Source organism: Streptomyces bambusae (assembly GCF_019400985.1).
In the GTDB taxonomy this organism is placed as follows: domain Bacteria; phylum Actinomycetota; class Actinomycetes; order Streptomycetales; family Streptomycetaceae; genus Streptomyces; species Streptomyces bambusae_A.
The window spans coordinates 1-13,945 of the sequence record NZ_WTFF01000193.1 but is presented as its reverse complement, the minus strand read 5'-3'; the positions used below and the strand labels follow the sequence as shown (position 1 = coordinate 13,945).

At 73.0% G+C, this 13,945-nt stretch carries 14 protein-coding genes and 1 pseudogene; 2 read left to right on the top strand and 13 right to left on the bottom strand.

The window, feature by feature from the left end:
- The 3 genes from GPJ59_RS23785 to GPJ59_RS23775 form a co-directional block, all read right to left on the bottom strand.
- Nucleotides 1-1,871: chromosome segregation SMC family protein (locus GPJ59_RS23785; protein ID WP_219669584.1), on the bottom strand; the 1,871-nt coding region annotated here is incomplete at its 3' end.
- Nucleotides 1,872-2,171: 300 nt separating this feature from the next.
- Nucleotides 2,172-2,387 carry a hypothetical protein gene (locus GPJ59_RS23780; protein ID WP_219669582.1) on the bottom strand — a complete coding sequence of 72 codons (216 nt, stop codon included), beginning with the start codon at nucleotides 2,385-2,387 and terminating at the stop codon, nucleotides 2,172-2,174.
- A gap of 325 nt (nucleotides 2,388-2,712) precedes the next feature.
- Nucleotides 2,713-2,994, bottom strand: a complete 282-nt coding sequence (locus GPJ59_RS23775; protein WP_219669580.1) for an acylphosphatase — start codon at nucleotides 2,992-2,994, stop codon at nucleotides 2,713-2,715.
- A 125-nt stretch (nucleotides 2,995-3,119) separates the two neighbouring features.
- Between GPJ59_RS23775 and GPJ59_RS23770 the strand changes: the two genes are divergently transcribed.
- The gene (locus tag GPJ59_RS23770) at nucleotides 3,120-3,962 is read left to right on the top strand and encodes a CAP domain-containing protein (RefSeq protein WP_219669578.1); all 843 of its coding nucleotides are present in this window, start codon (nucleotides 3,120-3,122) and stop codon (nucleotides 3,960-3,962) included.
- Nucleotides 3,963-4,103: 141 nt separating this feature from the next.
- On the opposite strand, the gene GPJ59_RS23765 is transcribed toward GPJ59_RS23770, so the two are convergent.
- Nucleotides 4,104-4,715 carry a flavodoxin family protein gene (locus GPJ59_RS23765; protein WP_219669575.1) on the bottom strand — a complete coding sequence of 204 codons (612 nt, stop codon included), beginning with the start codon at nucleotides 4,713-4,715 and terminating at the stop codon, nucleotides 4,104-4,106.
- A 118-nt stretch (nucleotides 4,716-4,833) separates the two neighbouring features.
- On the opposite strand from GPJ59_RS23765, the gene GPJ59_RS23760 reads away from it, so the two are divergent.
- A complete protein-coding gene (locus GPJ59_RS23760) occupies nucleotides 4,834-5,241 on the top strand; it encodes a winged helix-turn-helix transcriptional regulator (RefSeq protein ID WP_219669573.1) in 408 nt (135 codons plus the stop codon).
- On the opposite strand, the gene mutM is transcribed toward GPJ59_RS23760, so the two are convergent.
- From mutM to GPJ59_RS23715, 9 genes and pseudogenes are all read right to left on the bottom strand, one after another.
- A complete protein-coding gene (gene mutM / locus GPJ59_RS23755; protein ID WP_219669571.1) occupies nucleotides 5,214-6,083 on the bottom strand; it encodes a bifunctional DNA-formamidopyrimidine glycosylase/DNA-(apurinic or apyrimidinic site) lyase in 870 nt (289 codons plus the stop codon). The two genes, GPJ59_RS23760 and mutM, sit on opposite strands and share 28 nt — an antisense overlap.
- Nucleotides 6,084-6,298: 215 nt before the next feature.
- Nucleotides 6,299-7,135: a ribonuclease III gene (rnc, locus tag GPJ59_RS23750; protein ID WP_219669569.1), complete on the bottom strand. Its 837-nt coding sequence runs from the start codon at nucleotides 7,133-7,135 to the stop codon at nucleotides 6,299-6,301.
- A gap of 19 nt (nucleotides 7,136-7,154) precedes the next feature.
- A complete protein-coding gene (rpmF, locus tag GPJ59_RS23745; RefSeq protein WP_093607954.1) occupies nucleotides 7,155-7,328 on the bottom strand; it encodes a 50S ribosomal protein L32 in 174 nt (57 codons plus the stop codon).
- Nucleotides 7,329-7,330: 2 nt separating this feature from the next.
- Complete coding sequence (locus GPJ59_RS23740) at nucleotides 7,331-8,050, bottom strand: YceD family protein (protein ID WP_219669566.1); 720 nt, start codon at nucleotides 8,048-8,050, stop codon at nucleotides 7,331-7,333.
- Between the two features lie 100 nt (nucleotides 8,051-8,150).
- The gene (locus tag GPJ59_RS23735) at nucleotides 8,151-9,158 is read right to left on the bottom strand and encodes a cell division initiation protein (RefSeq protein ID WP_219669564.1); all 1,008 of its coding nucleotides are present in this window, start codon (nucleotides 9,156-9,158) and stop codon (nucleotides 8,151-8,153) included.
- Between the two features lie 116 nt (nucleotides 9,159-9,274).
- Nucleotides 9,275-9,754: a pantetheine-phosphate adenylyltransferase gene (gene coaD, locus GPJ59_RS23730; RefSeq protein WP_219669589.1), complete on the bottom strand. Its 480-nt coding sequence runs from the start codon at nucleotides 9,752-9,754 to the stop codon at nucleotides 9,275-9,277.
- Nucleotides 9,755-9,783: 29 nt separating this feature from the next.
- On the bottom strand, nucleotides 9,784-10,362 hold the full coding sequence (rsmD, locus tag GPJ59_RS23725; protein WP_219669563.1) for a 16S rRNA (guanine(966)-N(2))-methyltransferase RsmD: 579 nt from the start codon (nucleotides 10,360-10,362) through the stop codon (nucleotides 9,784-9,786).
- A gap of 86 nt (nucleotides 10,363-10,448) precedes the next feature.
- Complete coding sequence (gene recG / locus GPJ59_RS23720) at nucleotides 10,449-12,671, bottom strand: ATP-dependent DNA helicase RecG (RefSeq protein WP_219669586.1); 2,223 nt, start codon at nucleotides 12,669-12,671, stop codon at nucleotides 10,449-10,451.
- A gap of 172 nt (nucleotides 12,672-12,843) precedes the next feature.
- A pseudogene (locus GPJ59_RS23715) lies at nucleotides 12,844-13,945 on the bottom strand (DAK2 domain-containing protein); the annotation flags it as partial.

Below are 13,945 nucleotides of genomic sequence, written 5' to 3'. Positions count from 1 at the left end.
GCGCCCGGCGCCGGGGTCGTGGCCGGGGTCGCCCCGGCAGACGCGGACGGGCCGGGGCCCGGGGCCGGGGCCGTCCCGGTCGTCGAGGAGTCGGCCTGGGCCGTCGTGGTGGCCGTGGTCCCGCCCGGGGCCGGTGGCTGGGCCGGGACGGTCGGGGGGTGCGGGGTGATCAGGAAGGTGGCGCGGCCCGCGTCCGTTTCGCGCAGGTGCCGGATGGCCTCCGCCGCTGCCGACGGGGAGGTCACGGCCAGGGCGTCGGCCGCCGCGCCCAGGGCCGCGGCGACCGGCACCTCGTAGCCGGGGGTGACCGAGAGCCGCTCGGCGGCCGGGCCGAGCAGCCCGGCGAGGCGTTCGCGGGCCTCCAGCACCGCGCCCGTGCCGTCCTTGCGCCGCAGCCCCAGCGCCATGGCGTCGTGCCGGGCCGAGACGGCCGCACGGGAACGTTCCGCCGCGGTGAGGGCCTCCCGCGCGGCGCCGAGTTCCGCCTCCGCCGCGGCCAGCGCGGCGCGCGCCTCCTCGTGGTCGCCCGCCAGCGCGGGGTCCTCCAGCTCCTCGACCTCCGCGGCCAGCGCCTCGTACTCCTCCTGCGCCCGCACCGCCCGCTCCGCGGACTCCTCCCGCGCCGCCACCAGCCGGTCGATCTCTGCCTGCGCCGCGCCGGCCCGGGAGCGGGCCGCGGCGAGCCGGCCGGTCAGCCGGGCCAGGCCCTCGCGCCGGTCGGCGATGGCCCGGGCGGCGTCCCGCAGCCGCCGCTCCTCCTGCGCCAGCGCCCGCTCCAGTTCCGCGCGGTGCAGGGCGGTGTCCTCCAGCGCCCGCGACGCCGCCTCCAGAGCGGCCGTCAGCTCGGCCTCCTGCTCGCGGATCCGGGCGGCCTCCCGCTCCATGTCCTCCGGGTCGCGGCCGCGCCGCTCCTCCTCGACGGGCGCCGTCGCGCTCTTGACCCGGGCGTCGGCCAGGGACACCGTGCCGCGTACCCGTTCAGCCAGCTGGGACAGTTCGTACCAGGTCTGCTGGGCCTGCTGCAGGCGCGGGGCGAGCTCGCGGACCGCCGCCTCCAGAGAGGCCTCCCGGGCCAGGGCCGCCGCGAGGTCCGCCTCGGTGGCCTCCTTGCGCTCCTTCAGCGCGGCCTCGTCGGCGATCTCCGCGGCCAGCGCCGCCCGCAGGGTCACGAGGTCGTCGGCGAGCAGCCGCAGTCGCGCGTCACGCAGGTCCGCCTGGATGACCGCGGCCCGCCGGGCCACCGCCGCCTGCCGGCCCAACGGCTTCAGCTGGCGCCGCAGTTCCTCGGTCAGGTCCTGGACCCGGGCGAGGTTGGCCTGCATCGCGTCCAGTTTCCGCAGCGCCTTCTCTTTGCGCTTGCGGTGCTTGAGGACGCCGGCGGCCTCCTCGATGAAGGCCCGGCGGCCCATGGGGTCGGCGTGCAGGACGGAGTCGAGCTGGCCCTGGCCGACGATCACGTGCATCTCGCGGCCGATGCCGGAGTCGGACAGCAGCTCCTGGATGTCGAGCAGGCGGCAGGTGTCGCCGTTGATCTGGTACTCGCTGCTGCCGCCCCGGAACATGATCCGCGTGATCGTGACCTCGGCGTAGTCGATCGGCAGGGCGCCGTCGGAGTTGTCGATGGTCAGCGACACCTCGGCGCGGCCGAGCGGCGGGCGGCCGGTCGTACCGGCGAAGATGACGTCCTCCATCTTCCCGCCGCGCAGGGACTTGGCTCCCTGCTCGCCCATGACCCAGGACAGCGCGTCCACCACGTTCGACTTGCCCGAGCCGTTGGGACCCACGACACAGGTGATGCCGGGCTCGAAACGCAGGGTGGTCGCGGACGCGAAGGATTTGAAACCGCGCAGGGTCAGGGCCTTGAGGTGCACGCCGCCGGACTCTACCTCGCGGGTTCGGTTTCACCCATGAAGGTGCGGGGCAGAGTCGTCGTCAGGTGACGGCGAGGAGGCCGGGAGGGAACGAGAGGGTGCGGCCGGGGAAGCGCCCGGAGAGCCGGCGAGGGAGCACGCGGACTGCAAGGACTGCAAGGACTTCGAGGACTTCGAGGGACTGCGAGGACTTCGAGGACTGCCCGGAGGAACCGCGGACCCGCCCAAAGAAAGAAGGGACGCCGGGGCGTCCCTTGCAGATCGTGCTGGGCTGGAGTCGAGCGACGAGATTGGCGCGGATCAGGTGAGCGCAGGCTCCGCCTTGGGTACGTCGATGTCGATGCTGTCCAGCAGCGAGTCTCCGTGCTGAGCGGCGGCCGCGTTCAGCGCGTCGTTCTCGGACTGAATCCGTACGAGCTCGGACTCGAGGTCCTGGACGCGCTGCTGAAGCCGTCGCATCTCGGCGAGGAGTCGCGGGTCGGAACCGCCGACGTAACCGAGAAGCGCCTTTGCCATGATGGATGGTCCTCCACACTGAGTGACCGACCGAAGCGGTGTGGGTCGTGAGGGAATCGCACCCGCGGTGTCTGGCAGTGACGGTCAGCCTCTGCGCTACTGGTGCCACCACGGCCAAACAGCTCAGGTGCGCGGGGACTTCCAGCGTCTCACCAAAAAGTTTGACGGTCAACACGATCACGCCCCGTATCGGCGGGCAACCCGGTCCGCACAAGGCCTGTGGAGATCATCCTCGCCTCCGAGCCTTGCACGGACCGGCGGGCGCGGCAACGCGTCGGAGACGAATGCGCAGATCCGACGGCATGGAGATCTGATCAGTACATGATCAGCGGATGGCGAAGCCGGCATAGCCGCCGCGCGGCACACCCCAGATCTCGGTCACTCCATCGACCCGTCCCGGCGTGTCGGACGACTGCATCCAGTCGAGCAGCCGGTGGCAATTCTCACGTTGACCCTCGGCCACGACCTGCACTCGCCCGTCGTCGAGGTTGAGCGCGAAACCGCACAGCCCCCCGATCTCCAGAGCGTTCTCCCTGGTGAACCAGCGGAAGCCCACTCCCTGTACACGGCCGCGCACCCAGGCGGTCATGCGGACATCTTCATTCATGGGCGAACGCTAACCGGGTGGCCACATTTCCTTCACGCCACCCCCCGTGCCCCATGGCGTACAGTCGCGCACCAATGACTTCACCCATTTGGGTGAGTAAAGGTCGATCTTGGAAGGCTTCGCAGATGGGACGCCACCGACTTCCCGCGCCGCGCCGCACGCGCGGCTCCGTCGTGCGCAACACCCTGCTGGGCGGCTGTGTCGCGGCGGCGCTCGGAACCACCGCGGCCGTCACCACCGGCGTGGTGCCGGTCGGCGACTCCTTCCCCTACATCGGCGAGACGGGCAAGGTGACGGCCAAGCCCACGCCGCGCCCGGTCGCGGCCACGGACCTCCAGCAACAGGGCGGCCTGGCGAACCTCTCCGGCCGCGCCTCCGCGGGTCCCGGCTCCGTCGCCTCCCCGACCCCGTCCGCGTCGGCCTCCCCGTCCCCCTCCGCCTCGCCGTCCCCGTCGGCCTCCGCATCGGCGTCGGCCTCGCCCACGCCGTCCCCCTCCGCCAAGGCGGAGGACAAGCCCGCTGCGAAGCCGGCGCCGAAGACCGTCCCGCCGGCGCCGCGCCCGGCCACGTCGATCCCCGTCCCGACCGGGCACTCCGCCGAGGAGAGCGCCGTACTGGAGCTGGTCAACGCGGAGCGGGCCAAGGCGGGCTGCCCGGCCGTACGGGCGAACCCGCCGCTGGCCGCCCTCGCCGGCGCCTTCAGCAAGGACATGGCCGTCCGCGGCTTCTTCTCCCACACCGACCCCGACGGCAACTCGCCGTGGGACCGCGCCGCCAAGGCCGGCGTCTCGGGCCTGGGCGGGGAGAACATCGCCCGGGGCCAGGGCGACGCCCAGGCCGTGATGAACGCCTGGATGAACAGCCCCGGCCACAAGGCCAACATCCTCAACTGCGAGTTCCGCACCCTGGGCGTCGGCGTGCACGTGGCCGCCGGCGGCCCGTGGTGGACCCAGGACTTCGGCTTCTGACGGCCGGCCCCGCCCTCCCCGCGGGGCCGGTCCCGACCGCCGGGCCCCGGCCTCGGCTCAGGCCCTGACCCCGGCCCCGGCTCCGGCCCGGGCCCTGACCCCGGCCCCGGCTCCGGCCCGGGCCCTGACCCCGGCCCCGGCTCAGGCGCCGAGCGCGGCGCGCCCGGCCAGGAAGACCCGCGCCTGTTCGGCGACCCGGCGGCCCAGGTGCTCGGCCGTCGCCAGGTCGGCCTTGTGCACGGCCTCCGGGCCCTCGTCGGAGTTGGTCTGGGCGGCGGCGCCCGCGAAGAAACCGAGGCGGTTGAGGTCGTTCTCGGAGCCCTGGGAGGAGTTCCAGCCCGGCTTCAGGCCCAGGTTGATCCAGCTCATGCCGTGCTGGGCGGCCAGCGTCTGGAAGTAGTGCAGGGTGTTCAGCTTGTCGCCGCTCTTGGACGCGGAGTTCGAGAAGCCCGCGGCGAGCTTGTCCTGCCAGGCGTCCTGGAACCAGCGCTTGGAGCTGGCCTCCGCGAAGACGTGGAAGGCGCCCGAGGCGGTGCCCATGTACGTCGGCGAGCCGAAGACGATCGCGTCGGAGGCGTCGAGCAGCGCCCACTGGGCGTCGTCGATCTCGTCGACCTTGATCAGGTGAACGGTGGCGCCGGCGTCGGCGGCCCCGTCGCGGACGGCCTCGGCGACGACGGCGGTGTGGCCGTAGCCCGAGTGGTAGGCGATCGAGACGACGGGGGCGATCGCGGGCGCGGTGGCGGTGGACATGCGGATCTCTCCTCGGAAGGTGCCGGGTGGTCGCCGTGCGGCGGTGAGAAAGAGAAAAGCACTATCTTTTTGAAAGCGCAAGCTGCGAGTTAGCGCTATCCAGGGGTACGCTGGCCCCATGGAGACCCCTGTCAGCACCGGAGCAACCGCGAGCGACGACCTGCCGTTCGACGTCTTCGCGCGTGCCTGCCCCTCCCGCGAGACGCTGGAGCACGTCACCGGCCGCTGGGGCGGCCTGACTCTGGGCGCGCTGCACGAAGGCCCCCGCCGCTTCAACGAGCTGCGCCGCCGCGTCGACGGCGTGAGCGAGAAGATGCTGTCCCAGACCCTGCACGCGCTGGAGCGCGACGGCCTGGTGCACCGCGAGGCGCAGGCGACGAACCCGCCCCGCGTGGACTACGAGCTGACGCCGATGGGCCACCAGGTCGCCGAACGGCTGCTGACCCTCATCCACTTTCTGGAGGACGGCATGCCGCAGGTGCTCGCCGCCCGGCAGACCTACGACGAGGCGCGCGGCGCCCTCTGACAGCGCGGGCAGAAGTAGCTCGACCGGTTCATCCAGGGCCGGCGCCGCATCGGAGTCCCGCAGCGCCGGCACGGCTCGTCCTCGCGTCCGTACGCGTCGAGCGACCGGTCGAAGTAGCCCGACTCGCCGTTGACGTTGACGTAGAGGCTGTCGAAGCTGGTGCCGCCGACCGCGAGGGCGGCGGTCATCACGTCCCGCACGTGGCCCAGCAGTTCGCTGCTGCGGGGACGGGTGAGGGTGGCGGTGGGCCGCTCGTAGTGCAGCTTGGCGCGCCACAGCGCCTCGTCGGCGTAGATGTTGCCGACGCCGCTGATCAGGGACTGGTCGAGCAGGGCGCGCTTGACGGTGGTGCGCCTGGCGCGCAGCGCCAGGTGGTAGGCGGTCTCGTCGAAGAGCGGGTCCAGCGGGTCCCGGGCGATGTGGGCGATCACGTCGGGCAGCCCTTCCGCGCTGCCCGGGACGCTCTCGTGCAGCGAGAGCCCGCCGAAGGTGCGCTGGTCGACGAAGCGCAGTTCGGTGCCCTGGTCGTCGGCGAACCGGATGCGGATACGCAGGTGGCGCTCGTCCGCCGCGCCCTCGGGCTGCACGAGCAGCTGCCCGCTCATCCCGAGGTGGCCCAGCACGGAAAGGTCGCGGTCCGCGAGCGGCAGCCACAGGTACTTGCCGCGCCGCATCGCCACCCCGAACGTCTGCCCGGCCAGCCGCGCCGCGAAGTCGGCCCCGCCACCGGGGTGGCGGCGTACGGCCCGCGGGTGCAGCACCTCGACGCCGGCCACGGTCCGCCCGGCCACCCAGCGCTCCAGCCCCCGGCGGACGACCTCGACCTCGGGCAGCTCGGGCACGGTCTCTCCTCGACGGACGGGCGCGGACAGGGCGGACACGATCAGCTTATCGGGCCTCCTCGGCCCGGCCGTCGGGCGTCGGCCCGTAGCGGCGCAGGTGCCCGGCCTCGGCGGTGCGGCCCCAACTGCGGGGCGGCCCTCCCCCTTGCCGTGCCGTGAACGGGACGACCCCGCCGCACAGTCGTGCGACGGGGTCGTCCGTGAAGGAATCCGGTTCAGGCCGAGGGCGTGCCGGCGGGGGTCGGCGACCCGCCGTCTTCGTCCTGGGCGGTGGCGCCGGTCCCGGCTTCGGCCGCCTTGGCCTCCGCCGCGATCCGCTCGTCCGCCGCCGCGCGAATCGCGCGCCATGCGGACTCGGCCGCCTGCTGTTCCGCTTCCTTCTTGCTGCGGCCGGTGCCGGTGCCGTACGAGACACCACCGACGCGGGCGGCAGCAGTGAAGGTCTTCTCGTGGTCGGGACCGGTCTCGGTGACCAGGTACTCGGGCACGCCGAGGCCCTCGGCCGCCGTGAGCTCCTGGAGACTGGTCTTCCAGTCCAGGCCGGCCCCGAGGTTGGAGGACTTCTCGATCAGCGGGTCGAAGAGCCGGTGGACCAGCTCCGAGGCCGCGTCGAGGCCTTGGTCGAGGTAGACAGCGCCGATCACCGCTTCCAGGGTGTCGGCGAGGATGGAGGCCTTGTCCCGGCCGCCCGTGCCCTCTTCACCCCGGCCGAGCCGGATGAAGGACCCGAGTTCGAGGCCACGCCCGACCTCCGCCAGCGCACGCGAGTTGACCACCGCGGCCCGCAGCTTGGCCAGCTGGCCCTCGGGCAGGTCGGGGTGGGTGCGGTACAGCGTGTCCGTGACCACCAGGCCGAGCACGGAGTCCCCGAGGAACTCCAGCCGCTCGTTGGTGGGCAGACCGCCGTTCTCGTACGCGTACGAACGGTGGGTCAGCGCACGCACCAGAAGGGCGGACTCGAGCTTGTACCCGAGCCGCCCTTCCAGAAGCGTGTGGGACGAGGCCGCGTTGCTGCTGTCTGCCTGCTTCTTCTCGCCGGCAAGCTCAGACATTGCGCCTCTCACCAGCCGCTCAGACCTCGAGGACCTGGCGCTTGTTGTAGGTGCCGCAGCTCGGGCACGCGATGTGCTGCTGCTTCGGCTCCTGGCAGCGCTCGCACGCAACCAGGGTGGGGACCGCAGCCTTCCACTGCGACCGGCGGTGGCGCGTGTTGCTGCGCGACATCTTCCGCTTCGGAACAGCCACGGCTACTTCTCCTGCTTCTCGGCGGCGCCCCGGACGTCTACGTCAGAAGCTGTGCCGCTCATGTTGTCCTTCTCGTCGTCCTGATCGGTCACGACGAGTCCCTGCAGTGCCGCCCAACGGATGTCGACGGCGTCGTGGTGGTGGTCCGGGTCCTCATTCAGGCTGACCCCGCAGTCGGGGCACAGTCCGAGACAGTCCTCCCGGCACACCGGCTGCAGCGGCAGTGCGAGCACCACCGCGTCCCGCAGCACGGGTTCGAGGTCGAACAAGCCGTCCTCGAGGAAGAGCATGCCCTCGTCGTCCTCGGCGTCGTCGCCGGCGTCCGCCTTGGGGCGGCCCCGGTCGTCGGCGTCAGGGTACGAGAACATCTCCTGGAAGTCCGCGTCGAGCTCGCGCTCCACGGCCTCCAGACACCTTACGCACTCCCCCAGGGCGGTTGCACGGGCGGTGCCTGTGACAAGCACCCCTTCCATGACCGACTCCAGGCGGAGGTCGAGTTCGACGGGCGCGCCTTCCGGCACCCCGATGACCCCGTCCAGACCGAAGTCCGCCGGAGCCGCGATCTCGCGGGACAGCCGCTGCATGGCACCAGGACGCCGACCCAGCTCGTGCGTGTCGAACACGAGGGGGTTGCGGTGGTCGAGGCGGGCGTTCAGGGCCGTTCCTGCTTTCGTGAAATCGCTGAGGAGCGCTGCCGGCGGGCAGCGTGGAGCGCGTCGCATACGCGCGACCGAAGAGCCAGGATACCCGGCGCTTCGCTCTGAGCCCAATCCGGGCCGTCCGAGCCGTCCCGCGCGCGGCCGGAACCGGGCTGCGCCTGGGCTAGCGCCCCTGCTCGTACCGGCGCAGCTGCTCCATGTCGATCATGCTCGTGTCGAAGAAGCTGGTCTCGTCCAGAGCCGGCTGCCCCTGCGCGGGCACGGGGTAGGGGTAGCCGGCGGCGGCGTAGGGGTCGGGCTGCTGCTGGTAGGCGCCCGCCGCGTACGGGTCGGGCTGCTGGTAGCCGTCGTACTGGGCCTGGTACGGCTGCTGGTAGGAGTACGTCTCGTACGCGGGTTCCGGCGCCTGCGCGGGGATCGCGACGGGCGGGGCCACGGCGTCCGGCTCGGCCAGGCCGGCCAGGAAGTCCGCGTCGCTGCCGCCCCGCCCCGGGGACGCCCCGGCCGCGTCCTGGGCCGCCATGTGGGCGCCCAGGTCGTCCGTGGGGAAGCGGCCCAGCAGCTTCTGGCGGCCCCGCCCGACGGCCTGGAGGGTCTTGGAGAGCACCGCCTCGAAGGTCGCCAGCTTGGTGTCGACGTACTCGTCGGCCTGGCGGCGCTGGACCTCCGGGTCGTGGCTGCGCTCGGGGGCCTCCGCATCGGGGTAGCCGTGCTCGTCCAGGCCCGGGCCGCGGCCCAGCAGCTTCTCGCGGCCGCGGTCCACCGAGCCGATGGTCTTGGTGAGCACGACCTCGAAGTTGGCGAGTTTGCTGTCGACGTAGTCGTCGGCCTCGGCGCGGATCTCGGCGGCCTCCTGCCGGGCCTGGGCCAGGATGCGGTCCGCCTCGTCCCGGGAGCGGCGGGCGACCTCGGTGTCGGAGATCAGCGTGCCGCGCTGGGCGTGCGCGGACTCGATGATCCGCTGGGCCTCCCGGTGGGCCTCCTCGACCATCCGGTCCCGTCCGCCGAGCAGCTCCCGGGCCTGGGCGAGGGAGTCGGGCAGTGCCTGGCGCACCTCGTCCAGCAGGGCGAGCAGGTCGGACCGGTTGACCACGCAGGAGGCGGACATGGGCATGGACCGGGCGCCGGCGACCGCTGCGACGATCTCGTCGAGCTTCTTCTGGACGTCCAAGGCGGCTCGCACTCTCTCGGCCCCGGGGTGGCTCCCGAGACGGACGGGACGACTGTACGGCCAGGGGGTGGCGCCAGGACACCGCCGGACGGCGCCGGGTGGCCCCGGCGCCCGCGTCAGCGGTTGGCCAAACGTTCCATCAGTGCGGTGTGGACGTGCGGGGGCAGCAGGTGCGAGACGTCGCCGCCCCAGGCCGCGACCTCCTTGACCAGTGAGGAGGACAGGAAGCTGTAGGTGGGGATGGTCGGCACGAACAGCGTCTCGACGCCCGACAGGCCCATGTTCATCTGCGCCATCTGGAGCTCGTAGTCGAAGTCGCTGACGGCGCGCAGGCCCTTGACGATGGCCGGGATGTCGCGCTGCTTGCAGAAGTCGACGAGCAGCCCGCGGAAGGCCTCGACCTGGACGTTCCCGTAGTCGGCGGTGGCCTCGCGGATGAGCTCGATGCGCTCCTCGACGGTGAACAGGCCCTGCTTCGACTGGTTGATCATCACGGCGACGTGCACGACGTCGTACAGCCTGGAGGCGCGTCCGATGATGTCGAGGTGTCCGTTGTGGATGGGGTCGAACGACCCCGGACAGACGGCGCGGCGCAACTGAATTCCCTCGCTCTCCGGTGCGGTCATCATGACTCTTCGCTGGTGAAGGCGGCGCGACCGTACCAGAGCGTGCCCTCGCCGTACCGCCGGGAGCGGAGCGGCTCGAAGCCGTCGGGCCAGGGGAACGGACCGCTTCTCGTGCTGCGTTCCACGGTGACGAGCGCATCGTCGGTGAGCCAGCCGTTGGAGCGGAGTGTGAGGAGGATCTCGCCAAGATCGCCGTGGGTGACGGCGTACGGCGGGTCCAGGAAGACGATGTCGTACGGGTCTCCGGACGCGGCCGCGGCGGCCACCTGCTCGGCCTTGCCGGCCCGGAACTCGGCGCCGGGCAGGCCCAGCGTCCGGATGTTGTCGCGGATGGTCTTCGCGGCCCGGGCGTCGGACTCCACCAGCAGGGTGTGCGCCGCGCCGCGCGACAGCGCCTCCAGGCCGACCGCGCCCGAGCCGCCGTACAGGTCGAGCACCCGGGACCCGTGGATGCCGTGCAGCGATTCCCAGGTGGAGAACAGGCCTTCGCGCGCGCGGTCCGAGGTGGGCCGGGTGCCGGTGCCGGGCGGCACGGCCAGGCGTCGCCCGCCGGCGGTGCCGGCGATCACGCGGGTCATCTGGGGTCCTTCGGTCTGCGAGGGTGTACGCCCGCCGGTCTGCGAGGGGGTACGCCCGCCCCGGCAGGGGCGGGCACCCCCCATTGTCAGCCCTTCTCCAGGTACCGCTCCCGCTCGGTGTCCAGCAGGGCGTCCAGGGCGGTGCGCAGCCCGGGCAGGCCGGCGAGCTCCGGGTCGGCCCGGACGACCCGCGTGGCCTCCTCGCGGGCCTGGGCGATGATCTCCTCGTCCTCGATGACGGCGAGCATCCGCAGCGAGGAGCGCACGCCCGACTGGGCCTGGCCGAGGACGTCGCCCTCGCGGCGCTGTTCGAGGTCGATCCGGGACAGTTCGAAGCCGTCGAGGGTGGCGGCGACGGCGGCGAGCCGGGCCCGGGCGGGGCTGGCCTCGGGCATCTCGCTGACCAGCAGGCACAGGCCGGGTGCGGAGCCGCGGCCGACGCGGCCGCGCAGCTGGTGCAGCTGGGAGACGCCGAACCGGTCCGCGTCCATGATCACCATGGCGGTGGAGTTCGGGACGTTCACCCCGACCTCGATGACGGTGGTGGCGACCAGCACGTGCACCTGGCCGGCGGCGAAGCGCCGCATGACGTCGTCCTTGTCGGCCGGGTCCATCCGCCCGTGCAGGACCTCCACGGCCAGTCCGGCGAGCGGGCCGGCGGCGAGCTGCTCCGCGACCTCCAGCACCGCCAGCGGCGGCCGCTTCTCGGCCTCGTCCTCGGGCGAGGCCACCTTCTTCCTGCCGTTCTTCGGCTCGTCCTCGCCGTCGCCGATGCGCGGGCAGACCACGTACGCCTGGTGGCCGCTCTCGACCTCCTCGCGCACCCGCTCCCAGGCGCGGGTCAGGAAGTGCGGCTTGTCCTTGGCGGGCACCACGTGGGTGGCGATCGGGGAGCGGCCGGCGGGCAGCTGGTCCAGGACCGAGGTCTCCAGGTCGCCGAAGACGGTCATCGCGACCGTGCGCGGGATGGGGGTGGCGGTCATCACCAGCAGGTGCGGCGGCTGCTTGCCCTTGGAGCGCAGGGCGTCGCGCTGCTCGACGCCGAAGCGGTGCTGCTCGTCGACGACGACCAGTCCGAGGTCGTGGAACTGCACCTTGTCCTCGATCAGGGCGTGGGTGCCGATGACGATCCCGGCCTCGCCGGTGACGAGGTCCAGCAGCGCCTGCCGGCGCGCGGCGACGCCCATGGAGCCGGTCAGCAGCACCACCTTGGTGCCGAGGTCCGACCCGCCGAGCATGCCGCCCTCGGCGAGCTCGCCCATCATCTCGGTGACCGAGCGGTGGTGCTGCTGGGCGAGCACCTCGGTGGGCGCGAGCATGGCGGCCTGGCCGCCGGAGTCGACCACGGCGAGCATGGCGCGCAGCGCGACCAGCGTCTTGCCCGAGCCGACCTCGCCCTGGAGGAGGCGGTGCATGGGGTGCTCGGTGGCGAGGTCGTCGAAGATCTCCCGGGACACCGTGCGCTGGCCGTCGGTGAGGGTGAAGGGGAGTTTGGCGTCGAAGGCGTCGAGCAGTCCGCCGGGGGCGGGGCGGCGCGGTACGGCGGGCAGCTGGCTGTCGGCGAACCGGCGGCGGGCCAGGGCGACCTGGAGGACGAAGGCCTCGTCCCACTTGAGCCGGTCCCGGGCCTGGGCGATGTCGGCCTTGGTGCGCGGCCGGTGGATCTTCTCCAGGGCCTCGGGCAGCGGGAGCATGCCGCGGCCCTCGCGCAGCGCGGGCGGCAGCGGGTCCACGGCGTCGCCGGCGCTGGGCAGCACCGCGTCGACCGCTTTGGAGATCTTCCAGCTCTCCAGCTTGCCGCAGGCCGGGTAGATGGGCAGGAGCTGCCCCGCGAAGGAGTCCACCGCGTCCCGGTCGGCGGCCTCGTCGCCGTCCCCGCCGCCGCCGAGCAGGGCGTACGCGGGGTGGGAGAGCTGGAGCTTGCGGTTGAACATGCCGACCTTGCCGGCGAACATCGCGCGGGTGCCCGGCAGCAGCTCCTTGTGCGGCTTGTGCACGCCGGAGCCGAAGAAGACCAGCTGGAGCCGGCCGGCGCCGTCGGTGAGGGTGACTTCCAGGCGTCTGCCGCGGCCCCCGTTGAAGGTGTGCACGCGGGCGTCGGCGACCTGGGCGACGACCGTGACGTGTTCGTCGAGCTGGTCGTGGAGCTCGGCCAGCGAGGTCAGCTCGCCGCGCTCGGCGTACCGCCGGGGGTAGTGGTGCAGCAGGTCGCCGACCGTGTGCAGGCCGAGCTGCTCGGCCAGCACCTTGGCGGTGGCGGGGCCGAGTGTCTTTTTGAGCGGTTCATCCAGTCCGGGCACGTGTCCTATTGCACACCATCGCGCTGACAGCGGGGCCGCGACGTGTGGCTGCCGCTGCGCGGAGCCTTTCCCCTCCCCGCCCCTTCCCGAACCGGGGGGTGGCCCCCGGGCCCCCCGCGCCTCGAACTCCCCCAGCTACCGCTGGGAGGTGCCCCCAGGCGGGGCTGGATCGTGCGCGCTGCTATTCCACGCCGATCAGGAGCGGAGCGGAGTGGCGGCCGCCATGGTAGGTGACGGTGTCCACGGCCAGGTGGGCCTCTCGTACGTGCGCCTCCAGGCGCTCGGCGAGGCTGTCGGGGGCGTCCGGGCCGAGGACGAGGGTGACCAGTTCCCCGCCGGAGCCCAGCATCCGGTCGAGCACGGCCTCGGCCGTCCCGGGCACCTCGGAGCCGATCACCGCGACGTCGCCGTCGATCAGGCCGAGCACGTCCCCGGCCTGGCAGATGCCGGCGGAGGTGAAGGACCGGCGCTCGGCCACGGCCAGTTCCGCGTACCGGGTGGCGCCCGCCGCGGCGGTCATGGCGACCACGTCCTCGTCGAAGCTGCCGCCGGGCTCGTGCACGGCGAGCGCGGCCAGGCCCTGGACCGCCGACCGGGTCGGGATCAGGGAGACGCGGACGCCTTCGGCGCGGGCCGCTTCGGCGGCCGCGGCGGCGGTGGCGCGCAGGTCGGCGTCGTTGGGCAGCAGGACCACTTCGCGGGCGTGGGCCCGGCGGATGGCGTCGAGCAGGTCGGAGGCGGCCGGCGGCTCCCCGGGGCGCGCGAGGACGGCGGTGGCGCCCGCCTCCTGGCACAGCCCGGCCAGGCCCTCCCCCTGGACGACGGCGACGACGGCCCGCTGGACCCGCTCGGCGTGGATGCGGTGGCTGTCGTCGGCGGCGAAGTGGGTGATGCGGATCCGGTACGGCCGGCCGGCGGCGATCCCGGCCTCCACGGCGGCGCCTGCGTCGTCGACGTGGACGTGGACGTTCCACAGCCCGTCGCCGCCGCCCACGACCAGGGAGTCGCCGAGCCCGTCGAGCCGGTCGCGCAGGCCCGCGACGGCTTCGTCGCCCGCCTCCAGCAGGTAGACCACCTCGTAGGCGGGGCCGTCGTGCTCCTGCGCCGTGCAGGGCTGCTCCGGCTGCGGCGCGGGCGCCGTGCGGCCGGGCACCGCCGGCGAGTCCGGGTGCTCGCCGGACAGCGCCTCCCGCAGGGCCCCCAGGACGGCGACCAGCCCGCAGACTCCGGCCGCGCACAAGCCGGACCGGCCGAGCTCGGGGAGCTGGCCGGGGGGTGTGTCG